The following is a 19,967-nucleotide window of genomic DNA, read 5'->3' as shown; positions in this document are numbered from 1 at the left end:
GATTTAATCGGCACGAAATGAACACCAGGTTCTCTTGAACCAAAAAAAACCGGCCTGTCGCTGCCGACGGGCCGGTTTTTTTAATCAGGCGTTTCAGCGCAGTTTATTGCACTTCCACCGCCAGACTTTCACTGATCTTCTGCTGCCAGATAGCAGGACCCGTGATGTGCACCGACTCACCCTTGCTATCCACAGCAACCGTCACCGGCATGTCCTTGACGTCGAACTCGTAGATCGCTTCCATGCCCAGTTCGGCGAAAGCCACCACGCGGGATTTCTTGATGGCTTGCGCCACCAGGTAAGCCGCGCCGCCAACCGCCATCAGGTAAACGGCTTTGTGGTCCTTGATCGCTTCGATGGCGGTCGGGCCGCGCTCGGATTTGCCGATCATGCCCAGCAGGCCGGTTTGCTCGAGGATCTGGCGGGTGAACTTGTCCATCCGCGTCGCGGTGGTCGGACCGGCAGGGCCCACTACTTCTTCGCGTACCGGGTCGACCGGACCGACGTAGTAGATGAAGCGACCCTTGAGGTCCACCGGCAGGGTTTCACCCTTGTTCAGCATCTCGACCATGCGCTTGTGCGCGGCGTCGCGACCGGTGAGCATCTTGCCGTTGAGCAGGACGGTTTCGCCCGGCTTCCAGCTCTGCACGTCTTCCGGGGTCAGGGTGTCGAGGTTGACGCGACGGGCCGACGGGCCGGCTTCCCAGACGATTTCCGGGTAGGCGTCCAGCGGTGGCGCTTCCAGGGAGGCCGGGCCGGAACCGTCGAGCACGAAGTGCGCGTGACGGGTGGCGGCGCAGTTGGGGATCATGCACACCGGCAACGAAGCCGCGTGGGTCGGGTAATCCATGATCTTCACGTCGAGCACGGTGGTCAGGCCACCCAGGCCCTGGGCACCGATGCCCAGTTGGTTGACCTTCTCGAACAGCTCCAGGCGCATCTCTTCGATACGGTTGGACGGGCCGCGCTTTTTCAGCTCGTGGATGTCGATGGATTCCATCAACACTTCCTTGGCCATCACCGCGGCTTTCTCGGCGGTGCCGCCGATGCCGATGCCGAGCATGCCCGGTGGGCACCAGCCGGCGCCCATGGTCGGCACGGTTTTCAGGACCCAGTCGACGATCGAGTCGGACGGGTTGAGCATGGCCATTTTCGACTTGTTCTCGGAACCGCCTCCCTTGGCCGCCACGTCCACTTCCACGGTATTACCCGGAACGATGGAGTAGTGGATCACGGCCGGGGTGTTGTCTTTGGTGTTCTTGCGAGCGCCCGCCGGGTCGGCGAGGATCGAGGCACGCAGGACGTTTTCCGGCAGGTTGTAGGCCTGGCGCACGCCTTGGTTGATCATGTCGTCCAGGCCCATGGTGGCGCCATCCCAACGCACGTCCATGCCCACGCGTACGAATACGGTGACGATGCCGGTGTCCTGGCAGATCGGGCGGTGGCCGGTGGCGCACATGCGCGAGTTGATCAGGATCTGCGCCATGGAGTCGCGGGCCGCTGGCGATTCTTCGCGCAGGTAGGCCTCGTGCATCGCCTGGATGAAATCCACGGGGTGGTAATAGGAAATGAACTGCAGGGCGTCGGCAACGCTCTGAATCAGGTCGTCTTGCTTGATCACGGTCATGGGTCGCGCTCCTCTAAAAGACGGGAACATTCAATAAGGTGCTTGCAGCTTGGGTGCATCGGTCGGTTGCAAGCACCTTTCAAGGCACGCCGGGCAAGCTGGCGCGACGCTAAAAAGGCGCGGCAGTATACCGCGCCTCGCCGGCCTGCACACGCTTGGTCGGTCAAACGTTGGTCGCATAGGTATTAGGGGCCATGGCGTCGGCGCCGGTTCTTCACCCCGAAAATTGAATGGTCATTTATCGGTCGCCCCACTAAAGTGGCAATCGGTCTGTAGAGTAGGACACTCTGACAACCCCCCTCGCATGGTGAGTCAACGATTGACCCATAACGCTATCCAGCGCCTCTTGCTAAAACGCTTTGCCCTCGCAGCCGACACCTGCGCCCTGGCTTTGCTGCTGCTGTGGCTGGCGTTTTTCACGGGCCATTTCGATGAGCCGTCGACCAGCGTGGCCGTCGGCGGCATGGGAGAACGTTGATGCCCGAGTTACGGGTCGGCGCGCGCCAATGGTCTGTTGCAGCCGGTAGCAATCTGCTCGATGCCTTGAATCGCAACGGTGTGTCAGTGCCCTACAGTTGCCGCGCCGGCAGTTGTCATGCGTGCCTGGTGCAGTGTGTGCAAGGGCTGCCGAGCGACAGTCGTCCGGATGCCCTGAGCGCCGACCAGCGTCAGCAAGGCTGGCGCCTGGCGTGCCAGTGTCAGGTGGTCGAAGACTTGCAGGTGCACACCTTCGACCCGCAACAGGACGGCCGCCCGGCCCAGGTGGCTGCCGTCGATTGGCTGAGCGCCAGTGTGTTGCGATTGCGCCTTACACCTGAACGTCCTTTGCGCTACAGCGCCGGGCAGCACCTGGTGTTGTGGGCGGGCAACATCGCGCGGCCGTACTCCCTCGCCAGCCTGCCGGACGAAGACCGCTTCCTGGAGTTTCACCTCGACTGTCGCCAGCCTGGGGAATTCAGCGATGCGGCCCGTCAATTGAGGATCGGCGATGGGATCCGTCTTGGCGAGTTGCGCGGCGGGGCATTGCATTACGATGCGGACTGGAACACCCGGCCGTTGTGGCTGATGGCCGCCGGTACCGGGCTTGGCCCGTTGTTCGGCATCTTGCGTGAAGCGCTGCGTCAGGATCACCAGGGCGCTATCCGTGTCATTCATCTGGCCCATGATACCGATGAGCATTATCTGGCCAAACCCCTGCAAGCCATGGCCATCAATCGTGTGAATCTCAGTGTCGAGCTGTGGACCCCGGCCGAGTTGCCCGCGGCTTTGGCACAACTGCGGCTTGTTTCCCGGCAAACCCAGGCCTTACTCTGCGGGGCCCCCGACAGTGTCGACGCCTTTGCCCGGCGCCTGTACCTGGCGGGACTGCCGCGCAATCAACTGCTGGCCGATGTTTTTCTGCCTCGCGGTTGAGCGCTGATTTTTTCAGACGCGAGACCTCCATGACCAACGCCATCCAACTTGAGCGCGAACGCGGCCTGCTGACCCTGCGTCTGAACCGCCCCGACAAGAAAAACGCCCTGACCCGCGCCATGTACAGCCAGCTGGCCGAAGCGCTGAAACAGGCCGATACCGACCCGGAGATCAACGCAGTGCTGATCACCGGTTCCGCCGAGTGCTTCACCGCCGGCAACGACATCGCCGACTTCCTGCAGCAACCGCCGACGAGCCTCGACAGCCCGGTGTTCCACTTCATGCTCAGCCTGCTCGAATGCCGCAAGCCGGTGATCGCCGCGGTGGCCGGTGCTGCGGTGGGCATTGGCACGACGATGCTGCTGCATTGCGATCTGGTGTACATCAGCTCGGATGCGCGGTTGCGCATGCCGTTCGTCAATCTCGGTCTGTGCCCGGAATTCGGTTCCAGCCTGATCCTGCCGCGGTTGCTGGGGCAGGCCAAAGCGGCGCAATTGTTGCTGCTGGGCGAAGGTTTCAGTGGTGAGCAAGCGGCCGCATGGGGCATTGCGACCGAAGCCCTGGACAGTGGCGAAGCGGCGTTGGCCAAGGCGCGGGAGATGGCTTTGCGGTTTGAGAGCCTGCCCCCGGAGGCGGTGCGGATCAGCAAGCAATTGATGAAAGCACCGGATCTCGAGCAGCTGCGCAAAGCCATCGAAGAAGAGGGCGCGCTGTTCGCCCAGCGCTTGCGCTCGCCGGAAGCGATTGCGGCGTTGTCGGGGTTTATCAACCGGCATTGAATGTGTGGTGATTCAGCGGGCCTCTTCGCGAGCAGGCTCGCTTCCACATTGACCGCGTGTCCAACGCAGATCCCCTGTAGGAGCTGGCTTGTCGGATCGCCGCACCGCAGCGAAGGGGCCGGCCCAGCCAACACATCTTCCGGATCAAAAACCAAAAAGCCCCGCCATTCACATGGCAGGGCTTTTGTTTTTCAGCAGCCGATCACTCAGACCATTGGATCGCCGACATGCAGGATCTTCATGCCATTGGTGCCACCGATGGTGTGGTAGCTGTCGCCCTTGGTCAGGATGACCCAGTCGCCTTTCTCCACGACACCGCGCTTGAGCAACTCGTCGATCGCGGCCTGGCTGACTTGCTCAGGCGGCAACGATGCCGGGTCGAACGGTACGGTGTAGACGCCACGGAACATGGCCGCGCGGGCCTGGGTTTCGCGGTGCGGAGAGAACGCGTAGATCGGTATCGAGGAACGGATGCGCGACATGATCAACGGCGTGTAGCCACTTTCGGTCAGGGCGATGATCGCCTTCACGCCCGGGAAGTGGTTGGCGGTGTACATGGCGGCCAGGGCGATGCTCTGGTCGCAGCTTTCGAAGACCTTGCCGATGCGGTGGCTGGAGGTCTTGCTGGTCGGGTGCTTTTCAGCGCCGATGCAGATGCGGGCCATGGCCTGCACGGCTTCCAGCGGGTACAGGCCGGCCGCACTTTCGGCTGACAGCATCACGGCGTCGGTGTAGTCGAGCACGGCGTTGGCCACGTCGGACACTTCGGCGCGGGTCGGCATCGGGTTCTGGATCATCGACTCCATCATCTGGGTCGCCACGATCACGGCCTTGTTATGACGGCGTGCGTGCAGAATGATCTTCTTCTGAATGCCCACCAGCTCGGCGTCGCCGATTTCCACACCGAGGTCGCCACGGGCAACCATGACGGCGTCGGAGGCCTTGATCAACTCATTGAGGGTGTCGTCGTCGGCCACGGCTTCGGCGCGTTCGATCTTCGCCACCAGCCAGGCGGTACCGCCGGCTTCGTCGCGCAGTTGACGGGCGTATTCCATGTCGGCGGCGTCACGGGGAAAGGACACGGCGAGGTAGTCGACCTGCATTTCTGCGGCGAGCTTGATGTCGGCCTTGTCTTTTTCGGTCAGCGCCGGTGCAGTCAGGCCACCGCCGCGACGGTTGATGCCTTTGTGGTCCGACAGCGGGCCTCCGATCAGCACGGTGCAGTGCAATTCGGTTGCCGTGGCGGTGTCGACGCGCATCACCACGCGGCCGTCGTCGAGCAGCAGCTCGTCGCCCACGCCGCAATCCTTGACCAGGTCCGGGTAGTCGATGCCGACCACGGTCTGGGTGCCTTCGGTCAGAGGATGGCTGGTGGAGAAGGTGAATTGATCACCGATCTTCAGCTCGATCTTCTTGTTGGCGAATTTGGCGATACGGATTTTCGGGCCTTGCAGGTCACCCAGCAGGGCGACGAAGCGACCGTGCTTGGCGGCCAGGTCACGCACCAGCTTCGCGCGAGCCTTGTGCTCGTCGGGGGTGCCGTGGGAGAAGTTCAGACGGGCGACGTCCAGGCCAGCCAGAATCAGCTGTTCGAGAACTTCCGGCGAGTTACTGGCCGGGCCAAGGGTAGCGACGATTTTGGTACGACGGACTGTCATGCAAAGACTCCTGAGTTCAAGCGCTGAGTGAGGCTACTATGCTCTGCAGGTGTAGTCATTGTTCGTGTGCACTACTTTTTGTGAAGAACTTTGTTATTCGCTTGTTTCTTTAAAACGAACGTTCCTGAAGATTTCCGACAACGGGTCGATACAGGGCTCAAGACAGGAGAACCCTCATGCGATTCGTGCTCATGGCCGCCCTTGCCCTCAGTGTCACGGGCTGTACCCGTTGGTCGATGAACCATCATTTGAATAACGCCTACAGCGCCTATGATCGCGGCAATTGCGAGCAGGTGATGCTCGAATTGTCCAAAGTCGAACGCGCAAGCAGGGCGCGGCCTTATGTGTGGCCGCAAGTGTCGATGATGCGCGGGCAATGCCTGGAGCGGCAGAAGCTGTTCATCGATGCGGCCCAGACCTACCAGTTCATCATTGCTTCGTATCCGCAAAGCGAATACGCCTACCGCGCCCGTGCGCGTCTGGAAACCTTGCAGAGCCTGGGACATTACCCGACTCGCTCTGCCGCCGTGGTGCGCCCGACCCGGTTCTGATGGCGGTAGCCCTCTTGAAGACTGGATCAGCGGCGGTGGTGAGCTATAGTCGAATAGATCGGTTTCAAAACCGGGGAAACACCTGTGATCGGCAGGAGTAAGTGGCAGCGGTTCAAGGACTGTCGCACCAGGATCAGGGAGAGCGCGCCTTTATAGTGGAAGGCACGTTCCGAAGCATTAGTGCGGCTCTGCTTAAGGGCCTTGCATAGCGAATTCAGCATGTTCACTGTCCGCCGTATCGAGCGGCATCAACTGCCGTATTTTCTTCGAGTGTTCAACAGCATTACCGACAAACCCATTGGTTTTCTGGGTAACGTCTCCGAAGACGGGCTGATGCTCATCAGCCAGTTGCCGATGATGATCGGTGCCGATTTCGATTTGCGCCTGAAAATCCCCATGGCCGGTGGCTGCCACCAGGTTATAGACGTCAAGGGCTGCTGCCTGTGGTGCCATGAAGACGCAACGCCCCACCATTACGATGCCGGGTTCAGCCTGCAATGGGCCCCCCCGGAATATGGGCAACTGGTGGGCGCGCTGAAGCAGTACTTCAGTTTTCAGCCGTTGCCGGCTTCGGCCTGAAGTCTGTAGCGCCCAGGCGACCGCCTTCGCGAGCAGGCTCGCTCCCACAGTAGATCGGTGGTGATCACAAAGAATGAGTTCACCGCCAATCCACTGTGTGCGAGCCTGCTCGCGAAAGCGTCCGATCAGACATCGAAGATTGGACGTCTGACGCTCCCGATCCGCACACCGCATCACAGCCACTAAAACACCCCGGCCTTCTTCCATTCCAGGTAGCGCGTCACCAACGCGGCACCTAACTCGACAGCGGTCGTATCCACTACCGGCACGCCATGAGCGTTCAATCGCTCATGAAGTTCGGCCCGTGCATTCAGGAAATCCACGGTACCGCAATAGGTCAGCGCTTCGGAAAAGGTCTGCACCGGTGCCTGACGCAAGCGGTCGAGCACGTCTTCGCGCAGACTGGCGACCAACACCCGATGTGACTTGCCCAGGCGTTTGACGGCAGTGAGCAGTTCTTCGTCGTCTTCGTCCCGCAGGTTGGTGACCACGACCACCAGCGCCCGGCGTTTTTGCCGAGCCAACAGCTCGGTTGTAGCGCCCTGGTAGTCGGCACTGCGTTGGCCGCTGTCGAGGTCGTAGACCTGGTTGAGCAGGCGGTTGAGTTGGCCGGCACCCTTGACCGGGGCGAGGTAGCGCGGATGCTCGTGCGCAAAGGTGCAAAGGCCCACGGCATCACCCTGGCGCAGGGCGACGTAGCTGAGCAGCAGGCAGGCATTGAGTGCATGGTCGAAGTGCGATAGTTCATCGTCCTGACTGCGCATGCGCCGGCCGCAGTCGAGCATGAAAATGATCTGCTGGTCACGCTCGTCCTGATACTCCCGCGCAATCGGTGTGCGCTGGCGGGCGGTGGCTTTCCAGTCGATCTGGCGCAGGCTGTCGCCTTCGCGAAATTCCCGTAGTTGATGAAATTCCAGGCCCAGGCCGCGTCGCGGGCGCTGGCGTACGCCGAGTTGGCTGAGCCAGTTGTCCACCGCCAGCAGCTGGCCGCCGTAGAGGCGGGCGAAGTCGGGGTAGACGCGGGTAGCGTCGGTCACGCTCAGCAGGCGTTTGTCGGACCACAGGCCCAATGGGCTCGGCAGGCTGATTTCGCACAGTTCGAAGCTGAAGTGGCCGCGCTTGAGCGGGCGCAGGCGGTAGTCGATCTGGCTGCGCAGGCCGGGTTGAAGCTCGACCGACAGGGGCAGGTTTTCGAAACTCAGGCCGTGCGGCAAGTGATCGAAGAGCTGAATGTTCAGTGGCTGGACAAAGTCATGCTCGACCTCCAGTCGCACTTCGCCCCAACGGCCGAGCGCCAGGCTGCCGGGCATTTGTCGTTGTATGCGGGGCGAGGGCAGGCGTTTGAGGCGAATGCCATCGAGTATCGCCAGGGCCAGTAGTGCCAGGAGCAATCCCCAGTTGATCGGCGGCAGACTGGCTGGAATTGCGATGTGCAGCGCGCGCAATGTACCCAGGACGATGCCGATGACCAGCAGGGTCGCGAGCCAGATCAACAGCAGGCGCGAGGGTTTCACAACCGCGGCGCCGGCACTTGATCGAGCAGTTGGCGCAGCACGTGATCGACCTCAAGCCCTTCGATGTCCAGCTCCGGCGCGAGGCGTACGCGATGACGCAACACCGCCAGGGCACACCCCTTGATGTCATCCGGAATCACGAACTCGCCCCCGCGCAACAGCGCCCGCGCCCGGGCGCAACGCACCAGCGCGATGGAAGCCCGGGGTCCGGCTCCGAGGGTCAGCCCGGGCCAGCTGCGGGTGGTGCGGGCCAGGCGTACGGCGTAGTCGAGGACCTGATCGTCCAGCGGCAGGTCGCTGGCAATGCGCTGCAACGCCAGCACGTCCCGGGCTTGCAACACCGTGCGCAGCGGTTGCACGTCGAGCATGTCGGCCCGGGTCGAGCGACTGACCTGGCGGACCATGTCCAGCTCCTGGTCGGCGTCGGGGTAGTCCATGCGGACCTTGAGCATGAAGCGATCCAGCTCGGCTTCCGGCAGCGGGTAGGTGCCTTCCTGTTCGATGGGGTTTTGCGTGGCGAGCACCATGAACGGCTGCACGATGGGCAGGGCGCGGCCTTCGAGGGTCACTTGCCGTTCCTGCATGGCTTCGAGCAGCGCCGCCTGGGTTTTTGCCGGGGCGCGGTTGATTTCGTCGGCGAGCAGCAGGTTGGTGAACAACGGCCCCTTGCGCAGCTTGAATTGCTCGGTCTGCAAGTCATACACCGCGTGCCCGGTGACATCGCTGGGCATCAGGTCCGGGGTGAACTGGATGCGCGCGAACTCGCCGCCGAAGCAGCGCGCCAATGCCCGTACCAACAACGTCTTGCCCAGCCCTGGCACGCCTTCGAGCAGCACGTGACCGCCAGCGATCAGGGCCGTGAGCACGTCGTCGATGACCGCGTCCTGGCCGATGACGGCCTTCTGCAATTCGCTGCGCACTGCCTGGGCCAATTGACTGGCGCGCTGGCGTTGCTGGTCGGCGTGACTCGGGGCGTCGGGCTCGATCTGTTCACTCATAAGGCATTCCTCAAGGTCTGCAGGTGGGCGACCTGCCGGCTGAATTCAACGCTGGAAAGCCGTTGCTTCGGTCGCGGGCTCATGGCTTGGCTGATTGCGCGTGTGGGTTGGCCGGTCAGGCGTGCGAGCACCAGCCATTGTTCGGCGATGCCGAGTTGTTCGAAACCGGGATGCCGGCGTCGAACGCGGCGCAGGATGTCTTGTTGCAAGGCGTGCAGCAGGGTGTCCTGCCCCTTGCGCCGGAACAGAAAATCGGCACTGGCGCGCAGGTGTTCCTGGAGTTGCCGACGGGCACGCGGCGCCGGTTCCAGCACCGGGCCATGACGCACGCCGACCTGCCAGAACCAGGCACCGAGCAGGGCAATGAGCGCTACCAGCGCCTGGGGGAAGTAGCGCAGCAGCAAGGTCAGCAGGTTGTCGTGATCGGTGTTGAACAGCAGGGTCACGTGGGTATCCGCGGTCAGGTACCAGAGCAGCCAGGCGTTGTCGTATTGGTCGATGGCCGGGGTTTTCCACAGGTCGGCGTCGGTGACCACGATGATCGAACCGAGCCCGTGATTGAGCTGCATCATATGGGTGGCCTTGCCACTGTTGGCCCAGGCCTGGGCGAGGTTTTTCGGGTCTTCGAGATGGAAGGCGGTGTCGAAGCCGGCGTAGGCCGGCGCGTCTTCGTCTTCGAGGTACAGCTTGGTCAACCTGGGGTAGGGATCGGCCCTGCTGTCGGGTGGCGGGCCCTTGAGGTTTTTGCTCAGCAACTGATGCAGCTGGACCCGGTCCAGCAGCAGGTCATTGCTCTGGCCGAGTTGTTCATCCCACAGCGACTGGGCCACGAATAACAGGCGCCCGCCGGCCCGGGTCCAGTTCATCACTTGATCGATCTGGCGTGGGGTCATGTTGGACCGGTCATCGAGCAACAACAGGCTGTGCTGGCGCGGTTCGACAGCGGGCAGGATGTCGAGGCTGTTGGCATGGCTGACGGTCAGGCCCTGTCGGCGCAGGAAATGCTCGGCGGCGAGATATGGATTGGCCAGGGCCTCGGGCGAGGGACCGTGGTCGATCACCTCCTGATAGGGCGTGGCCTGCAGGTACAGGTAAATACTTAGCGCGGCCAGTAGCACAGCGAGGAACACGCCGACTGCAATCCCGGTCCGTCGATTCAACGGGCGGCTCCCGGGCCGAACAAGGCGCGCCAGCCATCACAGAGTTGTTGTTGCACTGAGGCGGGGGGCAGGCGATGCCCGTAGGCCATGTTCTGCCAGTGCCCGGTCAGGTTCTTGCTGAAGGCCAGCAACGCAGGGTGTTGCAGTCGTTCGATGCGCTCCAGCACCTGGCCTTCGGTGTCGGCGGGCTTCAATGCCATGTCGAAGTCATGCAGCAAGTGGCTGAGCAGGGCACGATAGAGCAAGCCGAGGGCTTCGCGAGGGTGGGTCTGCCAAAGGTGTTCGGCGCGGGCGGCGATGTCGGCGGGCAGGGTTTCGCGGTCGAGGTCCAGGCCGAACGCCTGCTGCGGTAACGGCCGCACGATTTTACCGGGTAAAACCGGGCGACGGCTGACGAAGGCCTGCAACCAGTCCCGGTATCGCCAGATCAAGCAGCCGAGGGTGCCGATCACTGTCCCCCACAGCACCACCTCAATCAATGTGGTCGATAGATTGAGCAGCGCTGTCAGCCATTCGGGTATTCGGTCATCGTTCGGGGCGGCGGCGGTCGGCGTGTCCTCGCCAAAACGATAGCGTGTGACTGTTTCCTTGTTCTTGAACGGAGGCTGGTCGAGGATCGCCTCGATGCTGTCCCGGGAGGCGTGGCTGGTCAGCGGCTGCTCCAGTAGACGCGGGCTGTCGGGTGAAATGATCGGCTCGGCGGCCCAAGTGGTGCGCGCCGTTGGCACCAGCAGCAGCGCCGCCAGTAGCAGGGTGACGGCGGCGCTGCCCAGGCGTTGGCGCATGCGGCGGAACGCCAGTTCGATATCCCAGGCCTCCAGCACTGTGCGCCGGTTCAGGTAAAGGCTGAAACCGCAAGCCACGTAGACCGGTCCCCAGACCACCAGCACCAAGGCGTAAAAAAAGTTGGTCAGGTGTTCCAGCCAGCGCCACTCCTGGGTGGCGGTACTGATCAATGTCTGCCAGCTCCAGTCGAGCTCTATCTGTTGCGGCAACAACAGGTAGAACAGCGCCATCAGGCCGATCCACAAGGCGCCTTCCAGATGCACGCCGATGATCGTCAGCCACTTCGCGGCACCGGCGTTACGCTGCAACAGCACTTGTAAACGCTGCTCCCGCGCTTCACCCTTGAGGCCTTCGAGTTGCATGACCGGCATCAGGAAGCTGCGGCTCAGGCCCAGGCGTCGCCAGGTCAGGCTGGCCAGCAGTTGCGGCTTGAGCAAGCGCGGCCATTGGCGCAACGCCTGTTTCAATGTCGGTGTTTCACCGAACATGGCTTTGGACAGAATGAACAGCGGCAGGCGTTCGAACGCGGGTTTCAGCCACCAGAAAATAAACAAGGCGAGGGAGGGTGAATCCCATAGCAGCAGGCTGAGCAGGGCGAAGACCGGCAAGGTCACGATGGCCCAACTGGTCATCAGCAGGCGTCGGTGGCGCTGACTCAGCAGCACGCCCAGGTCCATGGCTTCCCAACCGAGGCGCGGGCGAATCACCACACTGGCGTCACTCAGGCGCATGGCGGGTCCGTCCGGCAAACAGCAGATACATCGCCACCAATAACCAGAGCGCCGCGCCGACCAGGTATTTGGTCATAGGCGTGACCCCGGTGATCGATGACCAATAGGCTTCGATAAACGCTGCAATCAGTAGAAACACCATCACCCCGCAAATCAGCAGCACACTTTTGCGCGCCGCCAATCGCAAGGCTTCGGCGCGGCGCAGGCGCCCCGGTGCGATCAATGCCCAACCCAGCTGCAGGCCGGCGGCACCCGCCAGGACAATGGCACTGAGTTCGAAGGCACCGTGTCCGATCACGAATGACCAGAAGGTCTGGCCATAGCCGATGTGTGTCAGGTGTCCGGCCACCGCGCCAATCATCAAGCCGTTGTAGAACAGGAAAAACGCGCTGCCCAAGCCAAACAGCAGGCCGCTGGCGAAGGTCTGGAAGGCAATGCCGATGTTGTGCATGATGTAGTAGCCGAACATGACCCAGTCTTCACTGGCCGCCCGTTCCGCCGAGCGCCCCAGGTGACCGGCGTTGGGGTCATACATGCTCTGCATCTCGCTGACTTGCTCGGCGGGGATCAGGTTGTAGACCAGGTCCGGAAACAGATACACCAGCAGGGCGATACCGATCAGGCTGGCAAAAAACATCAGGCCGGCGGCGAGCACGAAGTGCCACTGTTCACGCACCAGTCGGGGGAAGTCCGCCAGGATGAAACCCAGCGCCTTGGCACCCAGTCGACTGCGATGCCGATAAAGCTGTTGATGCCCGCGCAGGACTTGTTGCTGCAATGAGTCGATCAGGAAACTGCTGTAACCGCGCTCCCGGGCCAAGGCCAGGTGATGGCAGAGACGACGATAATCACTTGGGAAACGGGCGGTACGCGAGGCGTGCTGGTTTCGTTCCAGTCTTTCAAGCAGCAGGGAAAACTGCTCCCATTCGGCCTGGTGGCGATTCTCGAAAAGACTTTGCTTCATGCTGGGCCCAACAAGCCGCGGGCAATTGCGTTGAGTTCGGCCACCGCCTGGGGCGCTGAAAGCTGCAAGGGTTGCGCGAGAATGGCCGCCAGTTCAGTGACCCGCGCCTCGGAGAGTTCAGCCTGGCGTTCGGCAAACCCGAGGATGGCGCGTTGCTCGGCCAGCGCCAGGGCAAAGGCCGGGCGCCGGGGCTCGGCGGCGGGTAACTGGGGTCGGGTGAGCGGTTGTTCGCGGTAGATCACCAGCGTGCCGGCGGCCAGGTCGCCGAGGCGCTTGAAGTTGGGATGCTGCAGGCAGCTGATGGCCCCAAGGAAATAGCCAAACGGCAACATGTCGACAAATCGCAGCAGGTTACGCAGCAGCGAAGCAGACCAGCCGACTGGCGTGCCATCGTCATGGACCACCCGCAGGCCCATCCACTGCTTGCCGGGCGAGCGGCCCTGATTGAGTACCTCGAACAGCACCATGTACCACCAGCTCACCACGAACAGCAGAAGCGAGCCAAGACCGGCGCCGAGCTTGCCGAGAAATGCCAGGACAATAAACAGCAGGCCAAGGATCAACCCACGCAGGCCAAGGTCGATGGCGAACGCCAATGCACGCACCATCAACCCGGCCGGGCGCAATGGCAAGTCGATGCCTTCCGGTGTTTCGATCTGATACCGCGTATCCAGTGGCGGGGACAGCGTCGCTTTCCTTGGCAGTGCTGTGGTCTCGAGCATGGGCAACCTGATGATGTGACCTGATCGGGAGTCTCTGTCCGGGGATGCTAGCAGCCTCCCGGGGGAAAACGACATAACTATGTATTGCACGGCTAAGCGGCAGAGGTGATTGAATGGCAAGATGACTGGCCGGGGCGGGATGTGAACGCCTAGACTTCACCGATCTTCAGCTCAGGAATAGCCCGTGACCTCCATCTTCTGGTACGACTATGAAACCACTGGCATCAATCCCCGTTGCGACCGTCCGCTGCAAGTGGCGGGGATTCGCACTGACTTTGAACTCAATGAAATAGACGAGCCGGTCAATCTTTACTGTCAGCCCAGTGATGACATCCTGCCCCACCCTGCGGCGTGCGCGATCACCGGCATCACGCCGACCCAATTGGCCGGGCAAGGCTTGAGCGAAGCCGATTTCATGACCCGGGTGCATGCCCAACTGGCTGCGCCCGGCACCTGTGGGGCCGGTTACAACACGTTGCGTTTCGACGACGAGATGACCCGTTACAGCTTGTACCGCAATTTCTTCGACCCCTACGCGCGTGAGTGGCAAGGCGGCAACAGTCGCTGGGACCTGATCGATGTGGTGCGTGCGGCCTACGCCTTGCGCCCCGATGGCCTCGTTTGGCCGACGGACGACGAGGGGCGGGTGACGCTGAAGCTGGAGCGCCTGAGTGCCGCCAACGGTATCGATCACGGCCATGCCCATGAAGCGCTATCGGACGTTCGCGCCACGATTGCCCTTGCGCGGCTGATCCGCGAAAAGCAGCCGAAGCTATATGACTGGCTGTTTCAATTGCGCGGTAAACAGAAGGTAATGGATCAGATTCGACTGTTGCAGCCGATGGTACATATCTCCGGGCGATTTTCGGCGGCGCGCAACTATGTCGGGGTGGTGCTGCCCCTGGCCTGGCATCCGCGCAACAAGAACGCCTTGATTGTCTGTGACTTGCACCTCGATCCCCGGGGTTTGCTTGACCTCAGTGCCGAAGCCTTGCGCCAGCGGTTGTATACCCGTCGCGACGACCTGGCCGAGGGCGAGTTGCCGGTGCCGCTCAAGCTCATCCACATCAATAAATGTCCGGTGGTGGCGCCGCTGTCGGTGCTTCGCCCCGAAGATCAGCAACGGCTGGGACTGGACATGGCGCTCTATCAGGAGCGCGCGCTGCGATTAAGTGACGCACAAACAGTTTGGCGAGATAAAGTTCAGGCCATTTATGCCAACGAGGATTTCACCCCGAGCCAGGATCCCGAGCAACAGTTATACGATGGCTTTATCGGTGATCGCGATCGGCGTCTATGTGAGCAAGTCAGAGCGGCGGATCCTGCACAATTGGCACAAGCGCAGTGGCCTTTCGATGATGAACGCTTGCCGGAATTATTGTTTCGATATCGCGCACGCAACTTCCCCGATACGTTGAGTTCCGAAGAGCAACAGCGCTGGCGATTATTCTGTCAGAAACGTCTGTCGGCACCCGAGTGGGGGGCGCCCAATACGCTGGAAACTTTCGTGGAAGCCGCAGCCCAATTGAGCGCTACTGCTACAACCTTTCAGCGGGAGGTGTTGAATGATTGGCACCATTATGTTCAGGAATTACGCAAACGCTTGAGTCTTTGAAAACGAAAATATCGCTGGCGTGATAGCCGGGCATAAAAAAACGCCAGCAGCTGCTGGCGTTATCTTTTGTCGCGGACGAGTCTTTGACAAAGCGCTGCGGCTTAGCCCAGCAGAGTAGCCCAACCCTCGACCACATCGCCGCCCCACTTGGCTTTCCACTCTTTCAGAGTCTTGTGGTTGCCACCTTTGGTTTCGATGACTTCGCCGTTGTGCGGGTTTTTGTATTGTTTAACTTTGCGAGCACGTTTGGTGCCGGTAGTTTTTACTGCGCCACCGCGCGGAGCTTTGGTTTTGGACTCAGGATCCAGCAGCGCGATGATGTCGCGCAGGGACTTGGAATATTCACCCATCAGGGTGCGCAGTTTGCCTTCGAATTCCAGCTCGGTTTGCAGTTTGTCGTCTTGGGACAGATTCTTCAAACGGGCTTGCAGCTCTTTGATAGCTTCTTCGGTGGCACGGTATTCGTTGATCAAGGACATGGGGACTACCTTATGTTGGGCGCTGGGTGCCAGGTGACAGTGCGGCAATAATAGTCAGGGTGTTTCATCAAGTAAACATTTAACCGGAGTTTATTTAATTTAGTTGCGTTGAACAGGTCCAGATTGGAGGCGCAGTTAAATGATCGTCAACCAGGCATCACAGACAGTCACATTTGGGCACTTGAAGAATGGCTATAAGAACACCATCGCGCGGGTGACGGGTGACGGGTGTCGCCGGAACCCGTGGCGCCGACCTTCGTGCAACGCGAGACGTCATCAATACTGCAGTTTTGCTGCGCAATCGCTAGAATGGCGACCTTTGCGAAGTTCTGGAGTTTGACCCTCATGCGCACTTTTCGGCTGGTGATTGCTTGCCCGGACCGCGTCGGCATCGTTGCTAAAGTCAGTAACTTTCTGGCGTCACACAATGGCTGGATCACTGAAGCGAGCCACCACTCGGACGATCTCAGTGGCTGGTTCTTCATGCGTCACGAAATTCGTGCCGATTCGCTGCCCTTCGGTATCGAAGCCTTTCGCGAAGCGTTTGCACCCATTGCCGAAGAATTCTCGATGGACTGGCGCATCACCGATACCGCGCAGAAGAAGCGCGTGGTGTTGATGGCCAGTCGCGAGTCTCACTGCCTGGCCGACTTGCTCCATCGCTGGCACAGCGACGAACTGGATTGCGAAATTTCCTGCGTGATTTCCAACCACGACGACTTGCGCAGCATGGTCGAGTGGCACGGCATTCCTTACTACCATGTGCCGGTCAATGCGCAGGATAAGGAGCCGGCGTTCGCCGAAGTCTCGCGCCTGGTCAAACAGCACGATGCCGAAGTGGTGGTACTTGCCCGATACATGCAGATCCTGCCGCCCGCGTTGTGCAGCGAATATGCGCATAAGGTCATCAACATCCACCATAGCTTCCTGCCATCGTTTGTTGGTGCCAAGCCGTATCACCAGGCGTCCTTGCGTGGCGTGAAGTTGATCGGCGCTACTTGCCATTACGTGACCGAAGAGCTGGACGCCGGTCCGATCATCGAACAGGACGTGGTACGCGTCAGCCACAGCGACAGCATCGAAGACATGGTGCGTTTCGGCCGCGACGTCGAGAAGATGGTATTGGCCCGTGGCCTGCGTTATCACCTGGAAGATCGGGTGTTGGTGCATGGCAACAAGACCGTTGTGTTCTGACAGCAATACGGCACTGTTGAAATTCGAAGGGCCTGGGCGTTCAATCGCTTCAGGCCCTTTGCCGTTTCTGACCTGAGGATATGTATGGCCGTGATCGGGGTCGAGCCTAAATTGGCGGTACGCTGAAGATCACTGTAGGAGCCCGGCTTGCCGGCGAAGGGGTCCTGGAATTCTGTACAGGACCTCAGAATTCACGCCTGCTTGAACTTCAGCAACTTCTTCAACAACGGCCGCCCAAGCATCAACAAAAACACCGGCCCGCCCACCAGCAAATAGAAGTAATAAGTCACCGCCCGCCAGATCAGAATCGCCGCCGCCGCAGTGGATTTGCCCACCATCGGCGCCAACAACGCCGCTGAGGTCAGTTCCGCCGCCCCGGCACCGCCCGGCAACAGGCTGAATTGCCCGGCACTTAATGAAAGCATCTGGATCAGAAAGCTCCAGGCCCACTGCAAATCCGCTCCGAGCCCGCGCAACGCCAGATACAGCACGCTATAGCGCAAGACCCAATGCAGGCAAGTCAGGGCAAACACCGTGATCAACGTCTGAAAGGGCAGCTTCAGGGTGTCAGTAAAGGCTGCCAGGAAGTGCAGGAGTTTTCGCGCCCAGCGCAGGCGTGTCGCGCCTTTTACATTGAGACGAACGAGCAGGCGACCGCTCAGACGAATCAGTAAACGGTGATAGCGCGCCACCATCACACAGGTGAGCAAGCCGCCAAACATCGAAACGGCACTGACGGTCAGCAGCCATTCCATGCGTTCGCTCAAGTGCTGGAACAGGGCATAAATCACAATCCCGCTCAGTGCGCAGAGGAAAAACAGCAGATCGCTCAGCTGATCCATGGCGAACACGGCGCTGCCCCTGGCCGGACGCACGCCATTGCGCGCCAGCAGTGCCATGATGGTCAGCGGCCCACCGCTGCCACCGGGAGTGGCGCAGTAAGCGAACTCGGCGGCCATGACCACCCCAAGGCTCTTGACCCGGCCCACCTTTTCGCGCTGATCGCCCAGCAACAGACGCAAGCGCATCGTGTTCAGCACCCAGCACAGCAGAATCATGCCGAACATGATCAACAGCCAGTGCAGCGGAAAGCTTCGCAGTCGAGACCAGGTTTCGTTCCCGCCCAGCAATGACGGAATCAGCACCGCAGTGAGTAGCGCGACCAGCAGCAGAATCCCGCGACTCATGCGGCGCGTCCGACACGGTCGGTTTGCAGGGCCAGCCAACGCGCCTTGGTCATTGGCACGCGCCCCTCGTCGAGCAGGCGCTTGAGGGCTCGCAGCCAGTAAGTACGGGAGAATTCATGACACATGTCCACCGGGTGCAGGCCGAGACGAATCACCGGTGCCTGCCGCCAGCGTCGTTCGCGCTGGTCGCTGAGCAGTTTCGACAAGCCCCGACGCCAGGCACTGCGCGCACTCCAGACCAGCCCGGGAGCGTCGATCGCCGAGAAATCCGGCAGGCGGTACAGATGATGCGGATCACTGGTGTAACTCAGCGGCAATTGGCGCAATGCCTGGCGCGTGCCTTCACTCATCAGCCAGGCCGGGGCGACGAAGCCCGCCAACGGCCAGTCGTAACGTCGGAACATGTCGATGCCCGCGCGCAGGCGGGCGAGGGCAGCCTCTGGGGGCAGGCTGTAAAACTCGCCTTCATGGGTGTAGATCCGGCGCATGAACCAGTCTCGTGGCGTACTGGGCGTGGGGGCTTCATCGCAGTGAAAGTAGCCGTGCAGTGCCAGTTCGTCGCCACGGATGACCCGGTCGGTGAGCATGCGTCGAAATTCCGGATGGGCCTCAAGATTATCGTGCCGATGAAAGTCCGGTACCACCAGCCAGGTCATTGGCACCGCGCCCAAGGCGTCGACGGCCGCGACAAAGGGTTGGTAATCCGCCCAGGTTTGGGGGGCAACGTCGTGCAGCACCAGTAACAGGGCGGGCGGGTTCATGGGCTCAACCATTGGCAGTCAGCGGCCAATGGCTGCCGAGCACGGCGTGATAGTGCCCCAGCAGGCTGTTGACCACCGTATCCCAGGAATAATGCTGCTCGGCATGGCGGCGGGCCTGTTTGCCCAAAGCAGCGCTCCCCGAATCGAACAGTTCGCGCACGGCGTTGGCCATCGCCATTGCATTGTTCGGCGGACACAGCAGGCCACATTGATCGGTGACGATTTCCTGAAAGGCCCCTGCCGCCACGGCCACCACCGGAATGCCACTGGCCATGGCTTCAAGAATCACCAGGCCGAAGGTTTCCTGATCACCGGCGTGCACCAGCGCATCGGCGCTGGCCATCAGCCGGGCGACTTGCGCCGCCGGGCAGAACTCCTCGATCACGGTGACGTTATCCGGCACCAGGACCGGCATCGACGAGCCAACCAGCAGCAGATGATAACGCCGCCCCAGTCGTTTCATGCAGTCGAGCAGGACCGGCAGGTTTTTTTCCTTGGAACCGCGACCGGCGAAGATCAGCAAGTGAGTATTTTCAGCGATCCCCAATTCGGCCCGCAGGCCCGGGTCCCGCGCCGTGGGATGGAAGGTTTGCAAGTCGACCCCCAGCGGTTGCACGAAAACGTTTTTCACCCCGAGGCCGATCAGCTTGTCGGCCATCACCTGGCTCGGCGCCAGGACCCGGTCGAAGTTGCCATAGAGCCTGCTGACATAGGCTTCGACATTGGTCGTGACCCAATTGCCCATACGATTGCTGACCAGCAGCGGCAGGTCTGAATGATAGAAGCCGATCACCGGGACATCGAGTTGCCTGCGGGCATCCAGCGCAGCCCAGGCGGTGAGGTAGGGGTCGCCGACTTCGATCAGGTCGGGCTGCAAATCCTGCAGGACATTGCGCCAGGGCGCGAGACGGAGGGGAAAACGATAACCTTTGCCGAAGGGCAGGGCGGGAGCCGGAACCGTGTAAACGCCATCCTGTTCACTCAAGGACGATCCGGGGATCAGTAGACTGTGGCGAATGCCCGGCTTGATACCCAGGCGACGGTGTTTGGCATCCAGATAAGTGCGCACGCCACCGCTGGCAGGGGCGTAGAACATGGTTATGTCAGCGATATGCACGATGAACATCCCTCCGGTCCGTTGTTCTCCCTTGGTTGACCTTTATGAAGGATAGTTGTTCGGTTGGGATTTGCGGGGTGCAGGCCGCATGCGACGCAGTCACCGCCCGTTCAAGGGACTCTTTCTCGATTC

At 61.1% G+C, this 19,967-nt stretch carries 19 protein-coding genes; 7 read left to right on the top strand and 12 right to left on the bottom strand.

All coding sequences use genetic code 11. The features are described from left to right. Positions 1-103: 103 nt before the first annotated feature. A complete protein-coding gene (locus F8N80_RS17785) occupies positions 104-1,627 on the bottom strand; it encodes a fumarate hydratase (protein WP_150748390.1) in 1,524 nt (507 codons plus the stop codon). A 319-nt stretch (positions 1,628-1,946) separates the two neighbouring features. On the opposite strand from F8N80_RS17785, the gene F8N80_RS31215 reads away from it, so the two are divergent. From F8N80_RS31215 to F8N80_RS17775, 3 genes are read left to right on the top strand one after another with little or no spacing between them, the layout of a single operon-like run. Further along, a complete protein-coding gene (locus F8N80_RS31215; protein WP_191632944.1) occupies positions 1,947-2,105 on the top strand; it encodes a hypothetical protein in 159 nt (52 codons plus the stop codon). Continuing rightward, on the top strand, positions 2,105-3,040 hold the full coding sequence (locus tag F8N80_RS17780) for an iron-sulfur-binding ferredoxin reductase (protein WP_150784348.1): 936 nt from the start codon (positions 2,105-2,107) through the stop codon (positions 3,038-3,040). The genes F8N80_RS31215 and F8N80_RS17780 overlap by 1 nt, the downstream gene beginning before the upstream one ends. A gap of 29 nt (positions 3,041-3,069) precedes the next feature. Next, entirely contained in the window at positions 3,070-3,819 is a 750-nt protein-coding gene (locus F8N80_RS17775; protein ID WP_150784347.1) for an enoyl-CoA hydratase-related protein, read from the top strand. Between the two features lie 206 nt (positions 3,820-4,025). On the opposite strand, the gene pyk is transcribed toward F8N80_RS17775, so the two are convergent. After that, complete coding sequence (pyk, locus tag F8N80_RS17770; protein ID WP_150749178.1) at positions 4,026-5,477, bottom strand: pyruvate kinase; 1,452 nt, start codon at positions 5,475-5,477, stop codon at positions 4,026-4,028. 176 nt (positions 5,478-5,653) lie between these two features. Here pyk and F8N80_RS17765 point away from each other — a divergent pair, with 176 nt between their 5' ends. Both F8N80_RS17765 and F8N80_RS17760 read left to right on the top strand, forming a co-directional pair. Continuing rightward, positions 5,654-6,028: a tetratricopeptide repeat protein gene (locus F8N80_RS17765; protein WP_150749179.1), complete on the top strand. Its 375-nt coding sequence runs from the start codon at positions 5,654-5,656 to the stop codon at positions 6,026-6,028. Between the two features lie 219 nt (positions 6,029-6,247). Beyond that, the gene (locus F8N80_RS17760) at positions 6,248-6,607 is read left to right on the top strand and encodes a PilZ domain-containing protein (RefSeq protein ID WP_150749180.1); all 360 of its coding nucleotides are present in this window, start codon (positions 6,248-6,250) and stop codon (positions 6,605-6,607) included. A gap of 182 nt (positions 6,608-6,789) precedes the next feature. Here F8N80_RS17760 and F8N80_RS17755 read toward each other — a convergent pair whose 3' ends face one another. The 6 genes from F8N80_RS17755 to F8N80_RS17730 are packed head-to-tail and all read right to left on the bottom strand — an operon-like array spanning position 6,790 to position 13,482. Then, the gene (locus F8N80_RS17755; protein WP_150784346.1) at positions 6,790-8,121 is read right to left on the bottom strand and encodes a DUF58 domain-containing protein; all 1,332 of its coding nucleotides are present in this window, start codon (positions 8,119-8,121) and stop codon (positions 6,790-6,792) included. Then, entirely contained in the window at positions 8,118-9,119 is a 1,002-nt protein-coding gene (locus tag F8N80_RS17750; protein ID WP_150784345.1) for an AAA family ATPase, read from the bottom strand. The genes F8N80_RS17755 and F8N80_RS17750 overlap by 4 nt, the downstream gene beginning before the upstream one ends. Further along, positions 9,116-10,279, bottom strand: coding sequence for a DUF4350 domain-containing protein (locus F8N80_RS17745; RefSeq protein ID WP_150745900.1), 1,164 nt, complete (start codon positions 10,277-10,279; stop codon positions 9,116-9,118). The genes F8N80_RS17750 and F8N80_RS17745 overlap by 4 nt, the downstream gene beginning before the upstream one ends. Beyond that, positions 10,276-11,796 carry a DUF4129 domain-containing protein gene (locus tag F8N80_RS17740; protein WP_150784344.1) on the bottom strand — a complete coding sequence of 507 codons (1,521 nt, stop codon included), beginning with the start codon at positions 11,794-11,796 and terminating at the stop codon, positions 10,276-10,278. The genes F8N80_RS17745 and F8N80_RS17740 overlap by 4 nt, the downstream gene beginning before the upstream one ends. Continuing rightward, a complete protein-coding gene (locus F8N80_RS17735; protein WP_150784343.1) occupies positions 11,783-12,760 on the bottom strand; it encodes a stage II sporulation protein M in 978 nt (325 codons plus the stop codon). The genes F8N80_RS17740 and F8N80_RS17735 overlap by 14 nt, the downstream gene beginning before the upstream one ends. Then, positions 12,757-13,482, bottom strand: a complete 726-nt coding sequence (locus F8N80_RS17730) for an RDD family protein (protein ID WP_150745903.1) — start codon at positions 13,480-13,482, stop codon at positions 12,757-12,759. Before F8N80_RS17730 ends, F8N80_RS17735 begins: the two co-directional genes overlap by 4 nt. Before the next feature lie 184 nt (positions 13,483-13,666). On the opposite strand from F8N80_RS17730, the gene sbcB reads away from it, so the two are divergent. Continuing rightward, positions 13,667-15,097, top strand: coding sequence for an exodeoxyribonuclease I (gene sbcB / locus F8N80_RS17725; RefSeq protein WP_150784342.1), 1,431 nt, complete (start codon positions 13,667-13,669; stop codon positions 15,095-15,097). Between the two features lie 101 nt (positions 15,098-15,198). On the opposite strand, the gene mvaT is transcribed toward sbcB, so the two are convergent. Continuing rightward, complete coding sequence (gene mvaT / locus F8N80_RS17720; protein ID WP_007933316.1) at positions 15,199-15,576, bottom strand: histone-like nucleoid-structuring protein MvaT; 378 nt, start codon at positions 15,574-15,576, stop codon at positions 15,199-15,201. Between the two features lie 345 nt (positions 15,577-15,921). On the opposite strand from mvaT, the gene purU reads away from it, so the two are divergent. Continuing rightward, the gene (gene purU, locus F8N80_RS17710; protein ID WP_150745905.1) at positions 15,922-16,770 is read left to right on the top strand and encodes a formyltetrahydrofolate deformylase; all 849 of its coding nucleotides are present in this window, start codon (positions 15,922-15,924) and stop codon (positions 16,768-16,770) included. Positions 16,771-16,961: 191 nt separating this feature from the next. On the opposite strand, the gene F8N80_RS17705 is transcribed toward purU, so the two are convergent. The 3 genes from F8N80_RS17705 to F8N80_RS17695 are packed head-to-tail and all read right to left on the bottom strand — an operon-like array spanning position 16,962 to position 19,844. Beyond that, positions 16,962-17,957 (bottom strand): lysylphosphatidylglycerol synthase transmembrane domain-containing protein, encoded by a 996-nt coding sequence (locus F8N80_RS17705; RefSeq protein WP_150745906.1) that lies wholly within the window; start codon positions 17,955-17,957, stop codon positions 16,962-16,964. Next, a complete protein-coding gene (locus tag F8N80_RS17700) occupies positions 17,954-18,730 on the bottom strand; it encodes a DUF2334 domain-containing protein (RefSeq protein ID WP_150784340.1) in 777 nt (258 codons plus the stop codon). Before F8N80_RS17700 ends, F8N80_RS17705 begins: the two co-directional genes overlap by 4 nt. Beyond that, entirely contained in the window at positions 18,723-19,844 is a 1,122-nt protein-coding gene (locus F8N80_RS17695; protein ID WP_150745908.1) for a glycosyltransferase family 4 protein, read from the bottom strand. Before F8N80_RS17695 ends, F8N80_RS17700 begins: the two co-directional genes overlap by 8 nt. Positions 19,845-19,967: the final 123 nt, after the last annotated feature.

Origin of the sequence: Pseudomonas fluorescens (assembly GCF_902497995.1) — a bacterium.
Classification (GTDB): Bacteria; Pseudomonadota; Gammaproteobacteria; order Pseudomonadales; family Pseudomonadaceae; genus Aquipseudomonas; species Aquipseudomonas fluorescens_BK.
This window is presented reverse-complemented; position numbering and strand designations above follow the sequence as displayed.